At 61.9% G+C, this 18,299-nt stretch carries 18 protein-coding genes; 9 read left to right on the forward strand and 9 right to left on the reverse strand.

What is annotated here, in order from left to right:
- Positions 1-14 precede the first annotated feature (14 nt).
- On the reverse strand, positions 15-263 hold the full coding sequence (locus VMV82_05990; GenBank protein ID HUY41102.1) for a hypothetical protein: 249 nt from the start codon (positions 261-263) through the stop codon (positions 15-17).
- 38 nt (positions 264-301) lie between these two features.
- On the opposite strand from VMV82_05990, the gene VMV82_05995 reads away from it, so the two are divergent.
- On the forward strand, positions 302-2,215 hold the full coding sequence (locus VMV82_05995; GenBank protein ID HUY41103.1) for a hypothetical protein: 1,914 nt from the start codon (positions 302-304) through the stop codon (positions 2,213-2,215).
- 6 nt (positions 2,216-2,221) lie between these two features.
- Here VMV82_05995 and VMV82_06000 read toward each other — a convergent pair whose 3' ends face one another.
- Together VMV82_06000 and VMV82_06005 are read right to left on the reverse strand one after the other, a co-directional pair.
- A complete protein-coding gene (locus tag VMV82_06000) occupies positions 2,222-5,263 on the reverse strand; it encodes a glycosyl hydrolase (GenBank protein ID HUY41104.1) in 3,042 nt (1,013 codons plus the stop codon).
- Positions 5,264-5,479: 216 nt separating this feature from the next.
- A complete protein-coding gene (locus VMV82_06005; GenBank protein ID HUY41105.1) occupies positions 5,480-6,901 on the reverse strand; it encodes a serine hydrolase domain-containing protein in 1,422 nt (473 codons plus the stop codon).
- Positions 6,902-6,977: 76 nt separating this feature from the next.
- Between VMV82_06005 and VMV82_06010 the strand changes: the two genes are divergently transcribed.
- Positions 6,978-7,451 carry a phosphatase PAP2 family protein gene (locus tag VMV82_06010; GenBank protein HUY41106.1) on the forward strand — a complete coding sequence of 158 codons (474 nt, stop codon included), beginning with the start codon at positions 6,978-6,980 and terminating at the stop codon, positions 7,449-7,451.
- Between the two features lie 34 nt (positions 7,452-7,485).
- Positions 7,486-8,589, forward strand: coding sequence for a hypothetical protein (locus VMV82_06015; GenBank protein ID HUY41107.1), 1,104 nt, complete (start codon positions 7,486-7,488; stop codon positions 8,587-8,589).
- Positions 8,590-8,671: 82 nt separating this feature from the next.
- Here VMV82_06015 and arsB read toward each other — a convergent pair whose 3' ends face one another.
- The 3 genes from arsB to VMV82_06030 all read right to left on the reverse strand — a co-directional run bounded on the left by arsB (position 8,672) and on the right by VMV82_06030 (position 10,673).
- On the reverse strand, positions 8,672-9,763 hold the full coding sequence (gene arsB, locus VMV82_06020; GenBank protein ID HUY41108.1) for an ACR3 family arsenite efflux transporter: 1,092 nt from the start codon (positions 9,761-9,763) through the stop codon (positions 8,672-8,674).
- Between the two features lie 7 nt (positions 9,764-9,770).
- Positions 9,771-10,175, reverse strand: a complete 405-nt coding sequence (locus tag VMV82_06025; protein HUY41109.1) for a heat-shock protein HtpX — start codon at positions 10,173-10,175, stop codon at positions 9,771-9,773.
- A gap of 174 nt (positions 10,176-10,349) precedes the next feature.
- The gene (locus VMV82_06030; GenBank protein HUY41110.1) at positions 10,350-10,673 is read right to left on the reverse strand and encodes a metalloregulator ArsR/SmtB family transcription factor; all 324 of its coding nucleotides are present in this window, start codon (positions 10,671-10,673) and stop codon (positions 10,350-10,352) included.
- 65 nt (positions 10,674-10,738) lie between these two features.
- Between VMV82_06030 and VMV82_06035 the strand changes: the two genes are divergently transcribed.
- Positions 10,739-11,011, forward strand: a complete 273-nt coding sequence (locus VMV82_06035; GenBank protein HUY41111.1) for a plasmid stabilization protein — start codon at positions 10,739-10,741, stop codon at positions 11,009-11,011.
- The gene (locus VMV82_06040; protein HUY41112.1) at positions 10,998-11,441 is read left to right on the forward strand and encodes a type II toxin-antitoxin system VapC family toxin; all 444 of its coding nucleotides are present in this window, start codon (positions 10,998-11,000) and stop codon (positions 11,439-11,441) included. The genes VMV82_06035 and VMV82_06040 overlap by 14 nt, the downstream gene beginning before the upstream one ends.
- A 406-nt stretch (positions 11,442-11,847) precedes the next feature.
- On the opposite strand, the gene VMV82_06045 is transcribed toward VMV82_06040, so the two are convergent.
- Positions 11,848-12,036, reverse strand: coding sequence for a hypothetical protein (locus VMV82_06045; protein HUY41113.1), 189 nt, complete (start codon positions 12,034-12,036; stop codon positions 11,848-11,850).
- A gap of 552 nt (positions 12,037-12,588) precedes the next feature.
- Between VMV82_06045 and VMV82_06050 the strand changes: the two genes are divergently transcribed.
- Complete coding sequence (locus VMV82_06050; protein HUY41114.1) at positions 12,589-13,809, forward strand: hypothetical protein; 1,221 nt, start codon at positions 12,589-12,591, stop codon at positions 13,807-13,809.
- A 527-nt stretch (positions 13,810-14,336) separates the two neighbouring features.
- Here the strand turns inward: VMV82_06050 and VMV82_06055 are convergent.
- Entirely contained in the window at positions 14,337-14,609 is a 273-nt protein-coding gene (locus VMV82_06055; protein ID HUY41115.1) for a hypothetical protein, read from the reverse strand.
- Between the two features lie 632 nt (positions 14,610-15,241).
- On the opposite strand from VMV82_06055, the gene VMV82_06060 reads away from it, so the two are divergent.
- The 3 genes from VMV82_06060 to VMV82_06070 are packed head-to-tail and all read left to right on the forward strand — an operon-like array spanning position 15,242 to position 16,441.
- Positions 15,242-15,529: a helix-turn-helix transcriptional regulator gene (locus VMV82_06060; GenBank protein ID HUY41116.1), complete on the forward strand. Its 288-nt coding sequence runs from the start codon at positions 15,242-15,244 to the stop codon at positions 15,527-15,529.
- Position 15,530: 1 nt separating this feature from the next.
- Positions 15,531-16,037, forward strand: coding sequence for a hypothetical protein (locus VMV82_06065; GenBank protein HUY41117.1), 507 nt, complete (start codon positions 15,531-15,533; stop codon positions 16,035-16,037).
- The gene (locus VMV82_06070) at positions 16,034-16,441 is read left to right on the forward strand and encodes a hypothetical protein (GenBank protein HUY41118.1); all 408 of its coding nucleotides are present in this window, start codon (positions 16,034-16,036) and stop codon (positions 16,439-16,441) included. The genes VMV82_06065 and VMV82_06070 overlap by 4 nt, the downstream gene beginning before the upstream one ends.
- A 461-nt stretch (positions 16,442-16,902) precedes the next feature.
- Here VMV82_06070 and VMV82_06075 read toward each other — a convergent pair whose 3' ends face one another.
- Positions 16,903-17,448, reverse strand: a complete 546-nt coding sequence (locus tag VMV82_06075; GenBank protein HUY41119.1) for a hypothetical protein — start codon at positions 17,446-17,448, stop codon at positions 16,903-16,905.
- Positions 17,449-18,299: the final 851 nt, after the last annotated feature.

An 18,299-nucleotide genomic window follows, 5' to 3' on the forward strand; every position in this document is an offset into this window, starting at 1 on the left:
CGGCTCTCTTCGGCTTACTCCGTCCGGTGTAGCGCGTACCAGAACGCCGGCGACTCGACGAGAAAGGCCGGGATGCCGCTGCGTTTGATCGCATAACGCTCGACCGCAGGCCGCCCGACGACGTGCGCCCCCGCTCGGACGATGCGCCGACGCTCCGCCGCGTGAATGGCGCTTCCGACGCGGTATCCCAAATACGCGGTAACGCCGAAATAGATCAGAGCCAGCAGCCCCACGAGTGCCAAGAGCCTGCCGAGAAAGCGCATGGAGGGGAGTTCACCGCGGCGGGGTAACGCATCCCGCCATGCAGCTTCGTCGATTTTTCGGCGCCCTTTTGGCCGTTGCCGGCGCCTTCACGATCCTCGTTCCCGCGACGGCGCGCGCGGCGGAGCCTAACGCGAGCGCCGTCTCGTACGCCACCGCAAGCGATCCGGAGACCCTGCTTCTGGACGCCCGCGAGGCCGCGCGCGGCCTCATGGTCTCGCACCTGACGATCCCGGTGCGTCCCGGCACGTTCACGTTCGTCTATCCCGAATGGATCCCGGGGGAACACGGGCCGACGGGACCGCTCGAAAACATCACGGAGATGCGCGTGAGCGCAAACGGCCACGCGCTGCACTGGGAGCGCGATCAGGTCGACATGTACGCCTTTCACGTACGCGTACCGCAAGGCGTGAGCCGTATCGACGTCGACTTTCACGTGGCTCTCAACGCCCCCGACGCCATGTCGACCAAGAACGTCGCGATCGTCAACTGGAATCGCATGCTCTTCTATCAGAACGGCACCGCCTCGAAAGACGACTTCTTCAAGGTGAGCCTCGACCTGCCGCACGCGTGGGGATACGGCACCGCGCTGCCCGGACCGACGCAGCACGGCGATCGCGTCGACTTCGAGGTCGCCGCGCTGAATCTGCTCGTCGATTCGCCGCTCGACATGGGTCGCTACTATCGTCACGTGACGCTGTGGTCCGGTGACGGCACGGAGCAAGTGCTCGACGCCTTTGCGGACGCGCCGCAGGATCTCGATTTTCCGAGCAGCCTCATCGATGCGTACGAGAACATGACGCCGGAGGCGCTGGCGCTGTACGGCTCGCGTCACTGGAACGTCTATCACTCGCTCCTGACGCTCTCGGACGCGATCGGATTCGAGGGCATCGAGCACCATCAGTCGAGCGACAATCGCGCGCCGGCGGACTTCATGACGAACCCGGTGTGGCAGCTGACGGCGGGCGATCTGCTGACGCACGAGTTCTCGCACTCCTGGAACGGAAAGTATCGGCGGCCGTTCGATCTATGGCAACCGAACTTCCAGATACCCGAACATACCGAGCTTCTCTGGGTATACGAGGGAATGAATCAGTACCTCGGCGATCTTCTTTCGTTCCGCATGGGAATCCGTGCGCCGTCGAAGTACCCGGAGTACCTCGCGTCGATCTACGCGCGCATGGACGCCGAGTCGGGACGCGAAGCGACGCCGCTCATCGACCTCACGACCGGCGCGCCCTACTATTACGCCGCGCGGGGGCCGTGGTCGAACCTCCGCCGCACCGCCGGCGACTTCTACACGGAGGGCGAACTGATTTGGCTCGACGCCGACACGATCATTCGGGAAGACTCGCACGGCCACAAGTCACTCGACGATTTCTTGCATCTATACAGCGCTCCGGCGCTCACCGGGCCGATCACCAAGCCGTACACGCGCGCGGAGATCGAGCACCTGCTCGGTGACGTGCAGCCCTACGACTGGCACGCCTTCTTCGAGCGTTACGTGTACAGCGTCTCGCCGCACCCGCCGAACGACGACCTCGCGCGCGCCGGATGGCGCCTCGTCTGGAACGAGCACCCCAACGAGTTCATCGCAGCACGCGACCGCGCACGACATACGGACGACGAGAGCTTCGGCGTCGGGCTCTTCACAGACGACCAAGGAAAGATCCTCGCCGTTACGCAGGGCTCCGCGGCGTGGAACGCGGGCCTCGGACCCGACATGACGATTCTTGCCGTTGGCGGCCAGACGTTCTCACCGGAGGCGTTGCACTACCTCCTGCGCGAGACGGAGCACGCGAGCGGCTCGATTCCCTTCGTCGTGGAGCAAGACGGCTGGGTGAACACCTATGAGGTGCGCTATCACGGCGGATTGCGCTATCCGCACTTGGAGCGCATCCCGGGAACGCCCGACATGCTCGCGCAGATCATGGCACCCCATCGAGCGAAGTAGTATTCGTCAGTGAGGTGCCGCTGACATCGCCGCTTCCAGCGCCGCTTCGCCGCGCTTGGCATCGCCGATGAGCTGTTCGGCAACGGCATTCTCGGCATCGGTCGGTGCTGTGTAACTCAGCTCCACCTCAGCAGCGAGATAGGCGAGATGGCTGTGCAGCTTGCTCTCGTGCAGCAGGTCTCCTTCGCTTGAGTGGATGTCCAGTTGCACGAGATCGCCGATCTCGCGATCGAGCGCGGTACGTTCGGATCCGTGCATGCGACTGCGCATCGCAATCGCGCGGTTCAGCGTCCGGTCGAGCGTATCGAGCGCACGATGAATGCGTAAGCCGAGCGCGAGCCGCGCTGCGAGATCGCTTTGGCTGGCGTGAAGCCGCGGATCGAGCGCAACCGCAAACGGCTGCCGCACCGTGCGTTCACCGTACGCGAGCGCGACGGTGTAGGTTCCCGGCACCACGGTCGGGCCGAGAACGCTGTCGTCCAGTCCTCCGGCAGCTACCGGCGCGCGAAACCCCGTGACGTCGGTCGCACTGGGATAGCGCAGATCCCATTGAAAACGATTCGCTCCGGGAACGACGCCGTTCTCAACGCCTTTGGCCTTACGATGGAGCATGACGGTGCGAATCGTTGCGCCGCTCGCATCGAGGAAGCTCAGTCGGACCGGCGTACGGCCGTCGTAGCTCGACGGAAGATCGAAGTAGACCGTCGCGCCGAACGGTGGATTCTCTCCCACGGCAGGGATGAACCGTGCGTACTCGCCCGCGCCGTACGCGTGGCTGAGCCACGCTGTTTGCGGAGCAAAAAGCCGCGCGCCGCCTGCGCCTTCGCCGCCATTCTTCGAGAGCTGCTCGAGCAACGTTAGATCGTCGAGCACCCAGAACGACCGGCCGTGGGTTGCAATCACGACGTCTCCCTGACGCGTGTCGATCGCGATGTCGCGCACCTGGACGTGCGGCAAATTGAGGGAGAGCGAACGCCACACCGCGCCGCCGTCGAGGCTCACGTAGACGGTGTTCTTCGTGCCGAGAAAGAGCAGATCGGCGTCGTTCGGATCCTGCCGGATCGCGAAGGCGTACTCGTCGCCGGGCAGGCCGGCAGAGATCGAACGCCAATGGCGGCCGTAATCCGCCGTCTCGTAGACGTAAGGGTGGAAATCGTCCCACATGTACCGTGAGGCGGTGAGATAGGCTGCGCCCGCGACCGTGTGGGAGGGCTCGATGGAGCTGATCTGCGCCCATTGCGGCAGCTGCGGCGGCGTTACGAGCGACCAGCTCGTACCGCCGTCGGTGGTCACGTGCACGAGACCGTCATCCGAGCCGACCCAGATCACGTTTCCGTCAAGCGGTGAAACGGCGAGCGAAGCCATCCCCGGGAAGACTTCGGCACTCGATTGATCGAGGTCGACGGGACCACCGCTCGGTGCCTCCGTCGCTCTGTCGTTGCGCGTGAGATCGGGACTGATACGATGCCAGGTCTTGCCGTAGTCGTCGCTGACGAGCACGTACTGCGCGCCGATCAGGAGCTGCTTCGGGTTCGCGGGCGAAAAAACGATGGGGTGCGTCCAGCCGAACCGATACCGCAGCTCGCCGGACGAGGCGCCCTCTTGGTAGAGAGGCCACGGGCTCACGCTGCTGTACTCGCCTGTTGCCTCATCGTAGCGCAAGAAGATGCTGAAGTAGCCTGCTCCGTACGTAACCTCAGGATCGCCGGGCTGCGGTGCGACGAACGTGCTCTCTCCGTAGGCGACGCGTTGCCAGTCTTCCAGTGGAATCATTCCGTCCGGCGTGGCGCTCGGACCCTCGAACGAGCCTTCGTCCTGCTGTGCCCCATAGACGTGGAAAGGAAAGCGATCATCGAGTGCGACGTGATAGAACTGTCCCGTCGGTTGATTGTGTTCGCCGCTCCACGTTCTGCCGCCGTCGCTCGAGATCGTGGCACCGCCATCGTTGCCTTCCAACAGAATGTGCGGATCGTGCGGATTGATCCAAACGATATGATTGTCGCCGTGCGGCGTGTGCAGCTCGGTCCACTTCTTGCCGCCGTCGTGCGAAACCCAGAGCGCGTCGACCTGTGGCGCGTAGATGGTGTTCGGGTTCGTCGGGTCGGCAAAGATGCTCATGTAGTAGAACGCGCGTTGACGGAGCTTCCATTCGTCGTTCACGCGCGTCCAGCTCGCGCCGCCGTTGGCGGAGCGGAAGACGCCGCCATCGTGCGCCTGGACGATTGCGTAGACGATGCGCGGATCGCTTGCCGCGACGCTCAGACCGATACGGCCGAGCACCCCGCGCGCGAAGCCCGGTGCGCGCGTGAGATTCGTCCAATGCGCACCGCCATCGGTCGTCTTGTAGATCCCGCTCCCGGGGCCGCCGTCTTGCAACGTCCACGGCGTGCGATACGCTTGCCACGTCGCGGCGTAGAGCACCGACGGATCGTGCGGATCCATGACGACGTCGATTGCGCCCGTCTCGGCATTGACGAAGAGCACCCTATGCCACGTCTGACCACCGTCGGTCGACTTGAAGACACCGCGCTCGGCATTTGGCTTGAAGACGTGACCCATGGAAGACGCATAGACGACGTTGGGATTGCGCGGGTCGACGACGAGCGCGCTGATCGTGTGCGTGTCGCGCAGCCCGGCGTAGTGCCACGTCTTGCCCGCGTCGGCGGACCGGAAGACGCCGTCGCCCGTCACGAAGTTTGCACGGATGTCGCTCTCGCCCGTTCCCACGTAGATGACGCTGGCGTTCGAGGGCGCGACCGCGAGCGCTCCGATGCTGTCGCTCGACGACGGAAATCTGCCGTCGGTGAGGTTCGTCCAGACGTTGCCGTAATCGGTGCTCCGCCAGACGCCGCCGTCGACGCCACCCATGTAGAAGAGATTCGGATTGCTCGCGACGCCGGCAACGGCGACGACCCGTCCGCCGACCGCCGGCCCGATGCTGCGCCAGTGCAACCCCGAAAGGATCTGTGCCGGGATAGGGGCATCCGCTGAAGCGGCGAGCGTAGCCGTCGAACCGAGGACGGCAATCAAGACGAAGATTCTCCACATACGCTCGTGCATTTCTGCAATCGAGCGCCTCGTCCTCGCCTAGGAACCTGCCGGAGTATTGCGCACGTGTTCAACAAAATGGGCTACGGCTGCGGTCCTTTTGCTCGATTTCGTCGTCGCTCGCCGCTCAGATGACGCTGGTATTCCGCACTCCTCGCCCCTCGAACATGGCCAAAATCGCTCGCATTGAACACGTGGCCAATACACCGATACCAACTAGGAGCCGGGTGAGAGAAGGTAGCCCGAGATCTTGCCTGCTGCGTTGACGGACATGTAGACGTTGAGCTGAGCGCCCGAGCTGAAGGACACGTGGTACGCGTACGTCGTCTGCGCGCCCACAGCATGCTTTCCACGATAGACCCACGTCGTCGCGGAGCCGAGTTGCAAAAACTGTGCCTTCGCCCCGGCGAGAAGGTCCGGCGTCAAGTGTGCGTTCATATCTGCGTCGAACTGCGTGCGGTCGACCAAGCCGTTCGTGAGCTGCGCCAAGACGGCTTTGGCGCGGTTCGTGACCGCCGGATCTTCGCCGGCGACCGCTCTTCGGCTTGCGGCCGCGAGTCGCGGATGGAGTCGCTCGAACTGCGCACCCGCTATCGTGTCGGCGTTCGCGACCGTTGTATTGAGCAGAACGATCACGATCTGATGCTGCCGGGGATAGATTTCGTTGCTGGAGGAGAACCCGAGCGTTCCACCGTTGTGCCAGATGCGCGGCTGGCCGTCGTAACGGTCGACGACCCAGCCGAAGCCGTAATGCGCATCTGGCCCGAAGGCCGCGAGCCGGCCGGGCGCCGTCATGAGGCGCACATCCGCACTACTTACGATCCGGCCGCCGAAGAGCGCGGCGTCCCATTTCGCGAGATCCGTCGCGGTCGAGACGATGGCGCCGGCACCTTCGGCCCATCCGGTGAACGTGCCGCGGGTGCCGCCGGCGTCACGGATGTGCCCTCGGAACATCAGATAGCCCGTCGCCATATCGGGAGTGTTGCCCTCGTTCTCCATGAACGTCGACTCCGTCATGCCCGCCCGTGCAAACACGTTCTTCTCGACGTAGCGCTGCCACGACATGCCGGAGACGATCTCGACGATGCGCCCGAGCAGCACGTAGTTGCTGTTGCTGTATTGGAACCTCGTCCCCGGCCTGAACCCGAGCGGCTTCCCGTGCAAGAGCGCGAGTATGGCGTCGAAGTTGCCACTGCGGCGCAGCACGACGGTCGTGCCGCGCAGGGTGACGAGGGATCTGAATGCGGGCGTATCGGTATAGTTGGGAATCCCACTGACCTGCATCAGCAGCTGACGAAGCGTGACGTTACGGCCTTGCACGTACTGCGGAACGTACTTGCCCAGGCGGTCGTCGAGCGACAACCGTCCACGCTCCCTGAGCTGAAGGATCGCCGCTGCGGTGAACTGCTTCGTAATCGAGCCGATCTCGAAGCGGGTGTGCGTGTCGACCGGTTGTTGCGTGTCGACGTTTCGCACGCCGTATGCAGCGTCGGTCACGATCCGGCCGTGGTCGACGACGACGACCTCCATTCCGGGAACGTTCTGCACGTGCATCGATGAGGCCGGGCCCCACGCGCCAGCACCGAGAAGGAAGGCCGGCAACGCAACGGCGGCCAAGGCACAAACGACGAGCTTCATCACTATGATACACATTCGTCCTGGGTATGTTTCCGCCTCTGAGCGCTCCGCTGCACGGGTATAGGAGCGTACGGCAATGACCCTCGTAATCGCCATCGTTGCGCAATGGGGCATACTCATTCCCGCCGCCCTCGTCGCAGCAAGCATTCTGTTGCGCAGACATTGGAAGAACGATGTGCTCGAAGCGGCGGTCGCCGGGGGCGCAACGATAGCGCTCGTGAAGATCGCCGGCGCACTCGTCTTCGAGAAGCGCCCCTTCGTCGTCGAACATCTCCACCCACTTGTTTCGCATGCCGCCGACAACGCGTTCCCATCCGATCATCTGGCAGCGTGCGGGCTAGCTTTCGCCTACCTCTGGCCACGCTCGCGGAGCATGGCCGGCGTGACGGTAATTATCGCGGCAGCGATAGCATCAGCGCGCGTGCTCGCTCATCTGCATTGGCCGATCGACGTGGCAACCGGATTCGTACTCGGCTTTGCGGCTGTGCACGGCGCGCGCGGCGTGCTAGCGCTGGTTCACGCTCGGGAAGGCTCGGAGCGCCGCGGCTAGCACCGTTCCATCGCCTCGAATCCCGCTCGCGTTCGTGGCTGCTGCACTCGCGACGTTAGTGGCGACGCTCGTATGGACGATCGCTGCGCTCCCGGCGCCGCTCGCGTTGCTGCACGCCCTCGTTGTCGGCGTCTTCTTAACGATCGCAATGGGATTATTGTATCAGTTCGTTCCCGTCGTCGCGATGGCGCCGCTGCGTCTGCCCTACCTCGCGTTCCTTCATCTCGCTTTGGCTCTGACGGGAACGCTCTGCATTGTTGGCGGGTTCCAGCACTCAGACTTCGCGCTCGTGCGCCTTGGCGGCTCGCTCCATCTCGTTGGTATCGGCATAGAAGCCATCGTCCTCGGCGCGACGCTGCGCGGCCACACTCCGCCTGCTCCGGCCGCGGGCGCTGCGCTCTCCCTGCTGTGGCTAATCGCGACGGCAGGCCTCGGTGTTTGGCTCGCCGACCGATTCCTGCGCCATCGAGGCGTCGACGGCGTAACCCTTTTCCACGCGCTCTTCGGCGTCGCGGGTTTCTTCGGAACGCTCATTACCGCAGTTAGCCTCCGCCTTCTGCGCATGTTCGAGCGCGTAAACGTGGAGCGCCGCACGGGAATGCTGGCGCTTGCGGTAAGCCTTGCCGCGATCCTTGCTGCGCTAGGAGGGCGCTACGGCCGCTATGCATTGCTTGCGGCCTCCGCGGCGGTTGCCGTCAACGTCGTGGCGATCGCCCGCGTACGCAACCCGGCCTACCAGCGTGAAACGCTGCTCTACGCCCTAACGAGTTCCCTCGGAGCAGTGGCAGCAGCTGCGGCCTATACCGCCGGTGCAATGGCGGCGGCCGTCATTTGCGCCGTATGGTTGTACATCGGCACCGCCGTCGTGGGGTACCTACAACGCATCGTGCCGTTCATCTGGTGGATTCGTCGCTCTCGTATCGAGGGCACGCGTAGTATCCCGACGCTTGGCGAAATGAACGATTCACGCCTAGGGTATGCGATTCTCGTCCTCTGGGTGCTTGCGGGAGTCGTCGCGCTCCTCGCGCGGCAACCGCTCGCGGCCATCTTTGGGCTCGCAGCTTGGATTGCACTCCTCGCGCAACTCGCTCGCCCATTCATCACGCGCAAGGCTGTCGACCGTGCGTCACGGCAATGAGATCACCGAATACGACGCGCCCGACCGCGAGCGATGACGAATCCGGCCACATCGATGCACGATCTCGCCGCAGCCTACCATCTCAACGCGGCGGGACGGATGCAACACACGTAGCCTGAGACGACGGCCTTCCACCCGCGTTGTGCCGCACGGCGCTGCCGCGCTCGTACCAGCCCTTGCTCGCTTTGACGATCTTCACGACCGATAACATCACGGGCACTTCGATCAAGACGCCCACGACGGTTGCGAGCGCGGCACCCGATGCGAAGCCGAACACGCTGATCGCGGTGGCAACCGCGACCTCGAAAAAGTTGCTCGCACCGATCAAAGCGGATGGAGCCGCGACGCAATGTGCTTCGCCGGCAAGACGATTGAGCATGTAGGCGAGGCCAAAGTTGAAATACACTTGAACCAGGATGGGAACCGCAAGGAGCGCGATGATGACGGGTTGCGCGGTGATCTCCTCGCCTTGGAAGCCGAACAGCAGGAGCAGCGTGGCGAGCAAAGCGACGAGCGATATCGGTTGCAACGCGCGTGAGAGCCTTTGCAACGCGGCTTCACCCGCAAACAGGGTACGATAACGCAACACCTGCGCGATCGCGACCGGCACAACAATGTAGAGGCTCACCGACAGCACCAAGGTCTGCCACGGCACCGTGATGGCTGATAGCCCGAGCAGCAACCCCACGATCGGGGCATACGCGAACACCATGATGGTGTCGTTGAGGGCTACTTGCGTGAGCGTAAAGTATGGATCGCCGTCAGAAAGGCTGCTCCAAACGAAGACCATCGCCGTGCACGGAGCTGCGGCAAGCACGATGAGCCCGCCGATATAGCTATCGATCTGCGCCGCAGGGAGATAGCGCGCGAAGACGTGACCGAGAAAGAACCACCCGAGCACTGCCATCGAAAACGGCTTCACCGCCCAGTTGACGAGCAGCGTGATGCCCATGCCGCGCCAGTACCTGCGCACGCGCCCGATCGCGGTGAAGTCGATCTTCACCAGCATCGGAACGATCATGAGCCAGACGAGTGCCGCAACCGGCAGGTTGACCTTGGCGATCTCCATCGAGCCGATGGCGTGAAACGCTCCCGGCAGAAAATGCCCGAGCGCGACGCCGGTGATGATGCACAGCGCAACCCACGCGGTGAGGTAGCGCTCGAATGTCGACATGGAGCGGCTACGCCTGCGCGGAGAGGAAATCGTCTGCGAGCCGCATCGCCTTGGCTTTGATCGTATCGCGGATCGCGCGCACGCGCTCGGGCGGCTGGCCTTTCGGGTCTGGCAGCTCCCAATCGTCGTCGATGCGCGCGATGCCCTCGACGTCGCAGCCCATCGAAATGATTCGGTCCGCGCGCGATGCAACCGCCGGGTCGATGCGCTTGGGCCGCGCAGACGAGATGTCGATCCCATCCTCGAGCATCGCGGTCACGACGCCTGCGTCGAGCGCATCCGCAGCCTGCGTGCCCGCCGATACGACGTCAATCGCATCGCCGGCGAATCGGCGCAGGTAGGCCTCGGCCATTTGACTCCGTCCGGTGTTGTGGCGGCACACGAAGAGGACGAGCGGTTTACGTGACGGCATCCGGCGTCCTCGATGGGCAGCAGGGCATACCGGCATCGTCGCGCTCCTCGGTGTCCTCGTGAACCGCGTAGACTTCCCAGCGACGGCCCTCCGGGTCGCTGGCCCATACCTTGGTTCGGTTGGCGTAGCAGCACGTTTCCGCGCGCTCTACCGTAGCTAAGCTCAAATGCGTTTTCACGCCCGTGCCTTCTGCTGAAAGATGCCGGTCAATGCGTTGCCGAGGCGTTCGTGCGCGTCCGGTGCCAACCGATAGAACACCCACGTCCCGCGACGCTCGCACGCAACCAGTCCCGCCTCCCGCAAGATACGCAAATGATGAGAAACGGTGGGTTGATTGACCGGGAGCGCATCGGTGAACTCGCAGACGCACACCTCGCCCTCGGCGGCGGCGAGCGTTGCGAGGATGCTCACGCGATACGGATCCGCTACGGCCTTGAAGAGCGCCGCGGCTGGATTGAACTCCTCGTCGCTGACCCGAGGTGGAGAGGCATATTGCATTGACACGCATCGATATTACTTATTGAATCGGTATTTGTCAATATAGTATAGAAAGTTGACCCCGAGTGGGGTCACGCGTTATGCTCGGGGCAATGGCAGACCTCAAAGTGCGTAACCTCGACGACCGCATTGCCGCAAGCTTGCGAGTGCGCGCAAAGCACCACGGCGTTTCGCTCGAAGAGGAGGCGCGCCGCGTGCTCGGCAGCTCCGTGATCTGGCGGCGAAGTGCCGTCGTCCGGCGTGCGGCAGCCCTACGTGCAGCTGCGGGGTCGCCACCAAAGGATCGGGATCTCGATAGCGCTCGCATCATACGGCAAGAACGCGATGCCCGGGGCTGACGAGCCGTCCTCTGCCGTCCTCGACGCCTCAGTAGCTGTTCGCTGGCTCGTGCCGGAGCGGGGGAGCGACGAGGCAGCGGCTCTCATGGAACGGCCAGTCACCTGGATCGCGCCGCGCCTGCTGGTTACGGAGGTTGCTTCGGCGCTGCGCCGCAAGGTCGTCGCGAACGAGCTGCGCGTCGAACATGCGGTTCAGGCGCTCGCAATCCTTGGACAAGCCGCCTCGGACGGCATCGTGCAGTTCGTCCAGGATGAAGACCTCGTCGCGCCTGCACTCATGCTTGCGCTCACGCTCGAGCACAAGGTTCCGGATTGCGTGTATCTTGCGCTCGCGCAGCGCGACGGCGCCGCGCTGGCTACGGCCGATCTGACGTTATCTCGACTCGCGGAGAATCAGGGAACGCCGGTTCTTCTCCTGCCCTCTGCCTGAGTGCGCCTTTGAAAATCGAGAAGCCCCGTATCGAGGCTTCTCGAAAAGCTGGCTCCGGATGTTGGACTCGAACCAACGACCCGCTGATTAACAGGGCGCGAAAGTAGTCCCAGCGAGTCACTGAGAGTCACGGCGAGCCTCGTCTCCTGAGGGAAATGGGGCTCGCCTGTCACGTTAAGCACCATCCTTTCACCGCGTTTCCCGACTTCTTGTGACCAAACGGTGACCGGCGCTGATCGCACTGGCGAGTGTCATTTCGGCTTTCCGGCGCTGCGCATCCCGACCGATTCCCGTCGTTACCACCCGTTTCTGACGAGTCTGTTAGACGAATGTTAGACGGTAGCAGAGGCGGGTGAGTTCCCGGAACAGTGCAAGCCATCTAACAAAGCTCTAACGAATGTCTCGACTACGGCTTCTCCACGTTCTCAGTCTCGGGTTCATCATCGGGCTTCATGCCCGGGAGCTTGTCCAGGAAGTCCGTCAGCGACTGGTGCGGCTGCGTGGAGTGTTCCCACGCGAACTGCTGGAACTGAATCGCAATCCAGGCGAGAAAGAAGATCATGACCAGAAAGACGGGCGGGACGGATGCGTCCACAGGTGCGCCTATATGAGGACCAAACGCCCCGCGTCGGCCATGCCGGTGACGACCTGGATGAAGAAATAGATGGCGACTCTGCCCTGGCTGCCTAGTTCTCAGCGGCATCCGGACTGGTTCGCATTTTCAGGCCTAGTGTACACCCAAAAAATCCTGTAAGAGGACTCCGCATTCGCAGTGTTTAGTTGACAACCGCTTGCTTGTATGCTATTATACTGGTGTAGAGGGAGAACCGTCCGTCGCCTCTGCATAAAAGATGATCCCCTCGCCCGGCAGCGCCTGAGCGACTTTTCATATTCGGCGCCGCCCTACGCGAGCGCGCATAACCGGCGGCCATGATCGCCGAGGATACCTAAAACCACAACGAGGTTCGCATCAATATGCGAGACCATGCCGACCGCTTCATCGAGCGGCTCGATTCGCTCATCCTTTCCGGGCGCAGTAGCTTCGAGATAGGCCGCACCCTCGGAATCAGAGACACTTCAGTCCGGCAACGTCGCCGTAAGCTGCGCCAGGCCGGACTCCTACCCTTCTTCGAGAGGCCAACTCCGCATGTCCGTAACCAAGAACTTCGTTAAAGCCCCAAACCACTTACTCACAGACTCGACGCTCGACGTGCGCTGCCGACTGCTCGCGTTGCGCCTGCTGCACTACGCGCGCGACAAGGCGACGTGCTGGCCGTCGCAGCAGAAGCTCGCCGATGACCTTGGATGGCCGCTCATCACCACGAAGCGCCACTTCGAGCACCTGCGCTCTCAGGGACGCATCGGCGTTCGGCGCAAGGCACGCGACAAGCAGAAGCGCGAAGGCGTCCTGAACGTGTACGACGTTTCGGCGCTCAAGGCCGGGACCAAAGTATCACAGGTGATCCCTAGGTCCGGGGATGACCAAGGTATCGCGAGTGATACGTTGGTCGAGTGGACCAACGTATCAAATCGCATCGACCAAAGTATCAAAAGCGATCACGACCAAAGTATCTCCAGTGAGCCAGTAATCAGACTCAGGGAAATAGATACAAAAGAAAAAGACAGATTGCGCACGCTCGACTCAGCAGCGAATGCCAGTGCCGAGCCGGATCGTGACGATGAGTTCGGATCGTGTGCTGAGTCTGAAGCCCGCGAGCTAGAGCCAGCACCGAATGCCGCTGCTGGAGACGAGCCGGATGGTTTCGATTGTTCGGCTGAGACTGAGACCGTCGCGCACGGCTCCGATGCGACAATCGGCACCACGATGGGTGATCCTCTTCAGAACCAAACGCATTGCGAACCGGAACCTACGTTCCGGTTGGGAGACGAGCGCAGCGCTGCGATAGCGTCGCCGTTCTATCAGCAGCACGGCCTCGGGATCGCGCCGGAAGATGCCGGTCTCGACTGGGTCAAGACCACGCTGTACGATCCCGGCTTCGGAGCGACGTGGTACGAAGAGCCTAACGCCTCGCTGATAAATGACTGGCTCGAGCAGTTGCCCGAAGCCATCGTCGCGACCGAGATGCTCCTCACGCGACTCTGGAACGCGCAGCGCACCGGCAAGGACTGCCCGATTAGGAAGCCCGTCCCGTATGTCGCCAAGATCGTAGCCAACGGCGACCGTCCCACGAAGAACGAGCACGCTATCGCCTTGACGATGAAACGTGAACGCGAGGTCGTCGGATGGGTCGAGGAAATCGAGGATATGGGGGGCTTAAAAGGCTTCATGAGCCTTGACGACGTACCCGAGCACTTGCGCGACGACGTGAAGCGCGCCATAGAGCAAGAAACGGGCGCCGCAGCATGAGCACGCAACGCGCCGTGTCTATCCTCTCATTGCCGGATGAACGCCTGAGATCGCTGCGCCTGCGTCGGCGTGAGTGCAACCACTGCGGCAAGGCCTACATCGCCAAGCGCGATGCGTCGAGGTTTTGTCTACCAAAATGTCGGAGGGCCGCTTACAGAAAGCAGCATCCGACGGACCCACGAGGCACGAAACGCCCGGCGAACAAGCGACAACGCGTGCGAGCAGCCGCGCTGGTCAAGTGGGGCCCACGCTGCGCCCTGTGCAGCCGTGAGCGCCCGCTCGAAAAGCTCCGCGCTCGCCTGGGGCGCGTCCTCGTTTGCACGAGCTGCAACGGACGCTGGGTAGCAGGTCGTCGACGTGGCGCAGACGGTAGGCGCTCCGGCGGGGAGATGCGCTACCTATCGGATGCCGTACTGAGCGGCCTCCTCATGCAGACGCAAACTTCAGAACAAAGTTGTGCAGCCGTTGTCCCGAAGTAGCGTGCGCGAACAGCCTTGCACAGTGTAGGGGAAGAATAATGTGGCGCCCTAGCGCCACGACGGCAGCCGCGCGAGCAGCGACTCCCAGGCAAGACTCGCAAGGCGTTGCAGATCGTCGCGGGACAGCACCTCCGCTAACCAGCACGGGTCAACGTCGGCGCACCACGCCTCGGCGTGAAGCCCCAGGTGTTCGGGGTCTGTCAGCAGAGACTCGCGGTGGTCAGTGCTCAAATCGGCTAACCTGTGATCTAGCAGCATGGCGCGCCCCTGCGTGCTCATGTCCTCGAAAAGAAGCGTCGGCATTGCGGCTTCGTCAAACATGTAGGTAGCCTAGCATGCGCTAACCCAACAGCGCAAACCATCAGACGGCTACGCCGCGGGAACGCACGACCAATGTACTCAGGCTCGCGCGTACTTTCGACTTTGCGCGTATGCACGACTCGTGCCTAACTTCTGCCAGTGATTCTGCAACCGCGGCGGCTAGATTAAAGTTTCCAGCCGTTCGCCTCCAAACAAGAAAGACAGGCCCGATGAAACGGCTTGCTGTGTGCATGCCTTTGCGGTCGTGGAGCGACATGCACGCCGAAACGCGCTATGCCTCTGCGCTCGCGTATGTCACGCGCTGAGAGAACATACAAAAATGTCCAGTGAGCCGACCGCCAACACGGCTCGCTGGTCTTTAACGTCCGCCCAGCTTCCTGGGCGGATCGTCGCCCGCGCTCCTCGGACATGGAAACGCGGACGACGTGCCGCACTGTGAGAACTGCTGCGGCAACGCTTCGTGCGGATCGTTCAGCCCGCGCGTAGCGCCGAGTCTGCACCCGCTCCCTGTTCCTCACGGGTCGAGCGGGTGAGGCTCCCTCTCTCTTTTTTGCCAGTGCGACAACACTCGCGAAACACGCGGGCCATATTGTGCGCCGCGACCATTACACTCTCTACCATCAAAGGATACGATGAGCCAACTACTTACCGAGCCCAGTGACTGCATCACAGGTTTGCACCTTGCATTGCTTTGGCAAACGCAGGGCTTGAAAGAGAAAGAACTCGCGAAGCGCGCAAAGGTGAGCCAATACACTCTCAGCCGCGCCAAACACAATAACCAAACTCTAAAGCCGAACCAGGCTCGACGCATTGCGGTCGTGCTCGGCGTGCGCGCTGAGTTCTTGTCAAAACTGATCCACAAGGACTGCTTGCGCGAGCCGTTTAGGCACCTCTACCAAGTCGCCGATGAGGCCGCATAACGTGAGCAGCATCAAGTTCAAATACAAGAAGAACCAAATGATTGACTTCGACGACGGAGTCTATCACGCGATCCCGGTGCTATCCGCGCGCATGGTGCCCGTTAACACGCCGTACGGGGATTCGCAAGTTCTGCTGCATGACTTCGACATGGGTCACGTGCACCTCATCGAGCTTCCCAACATGTCCCCGCAGATACCGAAGCGCCGCGACGAATGGAGCGACGGCTTCTTCGCGAAAGTTCAAGAAGCCGCATACGCCCAGGCGATTGAGAACCGCGCCAAAGTCTCGCAGATCGTGAAGCGCGTAAAACTCTATGCAGACGCCAATCAGCCTGGCGGTGCTGTCGTCGAAATCGTCGAAGATGCGGATGGCATCCTCGCAGAAGACCACGAACTCAGTGAAGCAGAGGCCGCACTCATTGGCGAAGGCCCCAAGTCCGAGCGCGTAAATCCACGAACTGCGAAACCTACCGAGATCATCGCAGCCATTACGGGTAAGCGCACGTGAGCCTCGCAACTGAAACTGAACGCGGTAGCGCGACCGAATCGCAGTCGTTCATCGACAAACTACATCTAGGCTTCTTACGGCGCAAACGCGCAAAACGTGAGAGGGAGCTTGCCTCCGCACCCGCGTTCACGCCTACTGCGCACAAGAAAGCACAGTTAGGAAAACTCGACGCAGCTATCGCGAATGCGCTAGGGTGCAGTAGCGAAAACGAGCGCGAGGCAAAACGCCTAAGCGCGCTCTTCGCCGGTCTTGTAAAGCTCGAACAGCAGACTGGCATCGTCAAGTCTGCCGACTTCAGCGAGGCTTACGTCATCGCTGAGGGTGCACGCTTGGGCGGAGTATCGACTGCATGGGCCAATTCGCTACCCATCGGTACGAAGCAGCGAATGCGGCGCCTGGTCTAACGTGGCGGAAAACCGAACGTATCACTGCATGCGCTGCGGCCATGCGAAGAACGGCCACGACGATAGCGGGTGCACTCACGCTTCCTGCAAATGCAAAACCGAAATCGTGGAGGTTCGTTACTTCCGGCGTCGGGATCGGAGGCCGCCAAGCTTCGCACTGCCGGATGATGCGCGCGAGCAGGTGAAAGGGTTGCTAGTACGAGGTGTGCTTTGACAGTCGAAAAGCTGGATGGTACTGCTGGCGCACAAACGCCCCATATCCCGAAGCGTGGCTGAAGACGTGGCACACTTGCGACATGTGCTCGCGAGCTAATCGAATCGCCGAACTTCGGCCCCTTGAGGTCGAGGTGCACCTCCTCAGAGAACACGGCGTAACGCTGGACGAGTACGCGACCAGCTACGAAGGTAATATTCCAGAATGGCACTTGAGTTTCGCGCAATGGCGGAGGCCGTAGCGATTCCTAATTAGGTGCCGGGGTCAACTCGTCATCGGGCGCGATCATATCGGTCGGCAACGGTAGGGGCAGCGCGGTCGTCTTTTCTGCGCAGATGGTCTTTTCGAAGCGATCGGTGCGGGTTTCCAGAACTTTGCCAGCCTTAAAAACCGCATCGTTCGTATGATGCCCGGTAAGCCCAAAGGTGAAAAATGAAACCACATGGTTATTGTAGGAGCCGCCAACGAACGTGCGGGTAAAGTGCAGATGGATCGTGTCCCCGCAGAAATTAATGAGGGTGTCCATGCCTAGGTCAACCTCTTGGGAAGTTGAGCTAGAAAAGACACGGCCTGTCGCGTTGCGCTCATTTGTAAACTGACCCTCTACCGGGTCGCCTGCCTTCGCAATAACATAACCGTTCCAGATCACGTCCTGGGCGACAGCAAACTCCACCGGCGTGTTTGCGACGCCGTTAAGACTCGAATTGCCACCGACGCGAACGTCCTTCGTAACGAGTACGGGGACGACGACGCCGCGCGGGATGCTGATGGCCGTTGTGCGCGGTGTTTGCATCGGGCCAGGAGTCGTTTGCGCAAGGGCTAGCCCTGTACCGGCTAGAAACATAAGGAGAAGCAGATTCCTAAACAAAGTCTCACCCTTCCTGGCTCAAGAGCAGCAAGCGTAACTGCTCGCCGTATTGGCGGGTTAGCTCTGTACCCCTTCGTGGAGCAGCGCTGCCGCGACTGCGCCGCGCCATTCCACGATCCGAGTCCGCGACGTAACCGGCTGTACTGCGGATCGTGTAAGCGAAAGCGAAGGCTGGCGACGTATGAGAGGGTGAACGCGCGTCGCCCTCGCCGAGCACCATCGGGAGGTACGTTCTCGTCTCCGCCGGGATGGGCAGAGACTCCCGTCGTTTGTGAACCTTGCGAGGCCTCGGGTGTACACCGAAAGATTCAGGCCAAGGGGCTTTGGGGGCACATTGCGCGACTGCACCGATTGACGCTGCGCGAGCTGAGGAAGCGATTCCCGAAGACCGCGAGCCGGATCGCGTGGTATAGACCGAGCCGTGAAAGACGGATCGAGTTGCGCCAACGAATGCAACAGATTCGACACTGTTGGCTACGGAAGGTAGTCGACGAAGCGGCTCTGAAAGTCGACATACCGTGAGACACCTCCTAGCTGTGGCGCTGGTCTTGCTAGCTTCTCTTTTCCCATGCCGAGCTTGGACCGACGAGACTGGAATGGCAGAGCCAACTGGACCGACTGACACCGTTCAGACGGAGAAGTGCTCTGTCGGGCTCTCCGACCTAGCAAACGATGCGGATGAATACAACTGGTGCGAAGTTTCGCATTTCCCCAAGGCCGCGTCGCAATTACCCATCGGGATTAGTTACGTGGGATGGTATCACGACCGTACGGAA

The sequence above is a fragment of the Candidatus Dormiibacterota bacterium genome, assembly GCA_035532035.1.
In the GTDB taxonomy this organism is placed as follows: Bacteria; Vulcanimicrobiota; Vulcanimicrobiia; order Vulcanimicrobiales; family Vulcanimicrobiaceae; genus Tyrphobacter.

Coding starts and splice junctions, on each gene's coding strand:
- VMV82_06030 (HUY41110.1), bottom strand. CDS start 10,673: ATGCAATATGCCTCTCCACCTCGGGTCAGCGACGAGGAGTTCAATCCA.
- VMV82_06050 (HUY41114.1), top strand. CDS start 12,589: ATGTCCGTAACCAAGAACTTCGTTAAAGCCCCAAACCACTTACTCACA.
- VMV82_06000 (HUY41104.1), bottom strand. CDS start 5,263: ATGTGGAGAATCTTCGTCTTGATTGCCGTCCTCGGTTCGACGGCTACG.
- VMV82_06040 (HUY41112.1), top strand. CDS start 10,998: ATGCCCGGGGCTGACGAGCCGTCCTCTGCCGTCCTCGACGCCTCAGTA.
- VMV82_06075 (HUY41119.1), bottom strand. CDS start 17,448: ATGCAAACACCGCGCACAACGGCCATCAGCATCCCGCGCGGCGTCGTC.
- VMV82_06060 (HUY41116.1), top strand. CDS start 15,242: ATGAGCCAACTACTTACCGAGCCCAGTGACTGCATCACAGGTTTGCAC.
- VMV82_06025 (HUY41109.1), bottom strand. CDS start 10,175: ATGCCGTCACGTAAACCGCTCGTCCTCTTCGTGTGCCGCCACAACACC.
- arsB (HUY41108.1), bottom strand. CDS start 9,763: ATGTCGACATTCGAGCGCTACCTCACCGCGTGGGTTGCGCTGTGCATC.
- VMV82_06005 (HUY41105.1), bottom strand. CDS start 6,901: ATGAAGCTCGTCGTTTGTGCCTTGGCCGCCGTTGCGTTGCCGGCCTTC.
- VMV82_05990 (HUY41102.1), bottom strand. CDS start 263: ATGCGCTTTCTCGGCAGGCTCTTGGCACTCGTGGGGCTGCTGGCTCTG.
- VMV82_05995 (HUY41103.1), top strand. CDS start 302: ATGCAGCTTCGTCGATTTTTCGGCGCCCTTTTGGCCGTTGCCGGCGCC.
- VMV82_06055 (HUY41115.1), bottom strand. CDS start 14,609: ATGTTTGACGAAGCCGCAATGCCGACGCTTCTTTTCGAGGACATGAGC.
- VMV82_06010 (HUY41106.1), top strand. CDS start 6,978: ATGACCCTCGTAATCGCCATCGTTGCGCAATGGGGCATACTCATTCCC.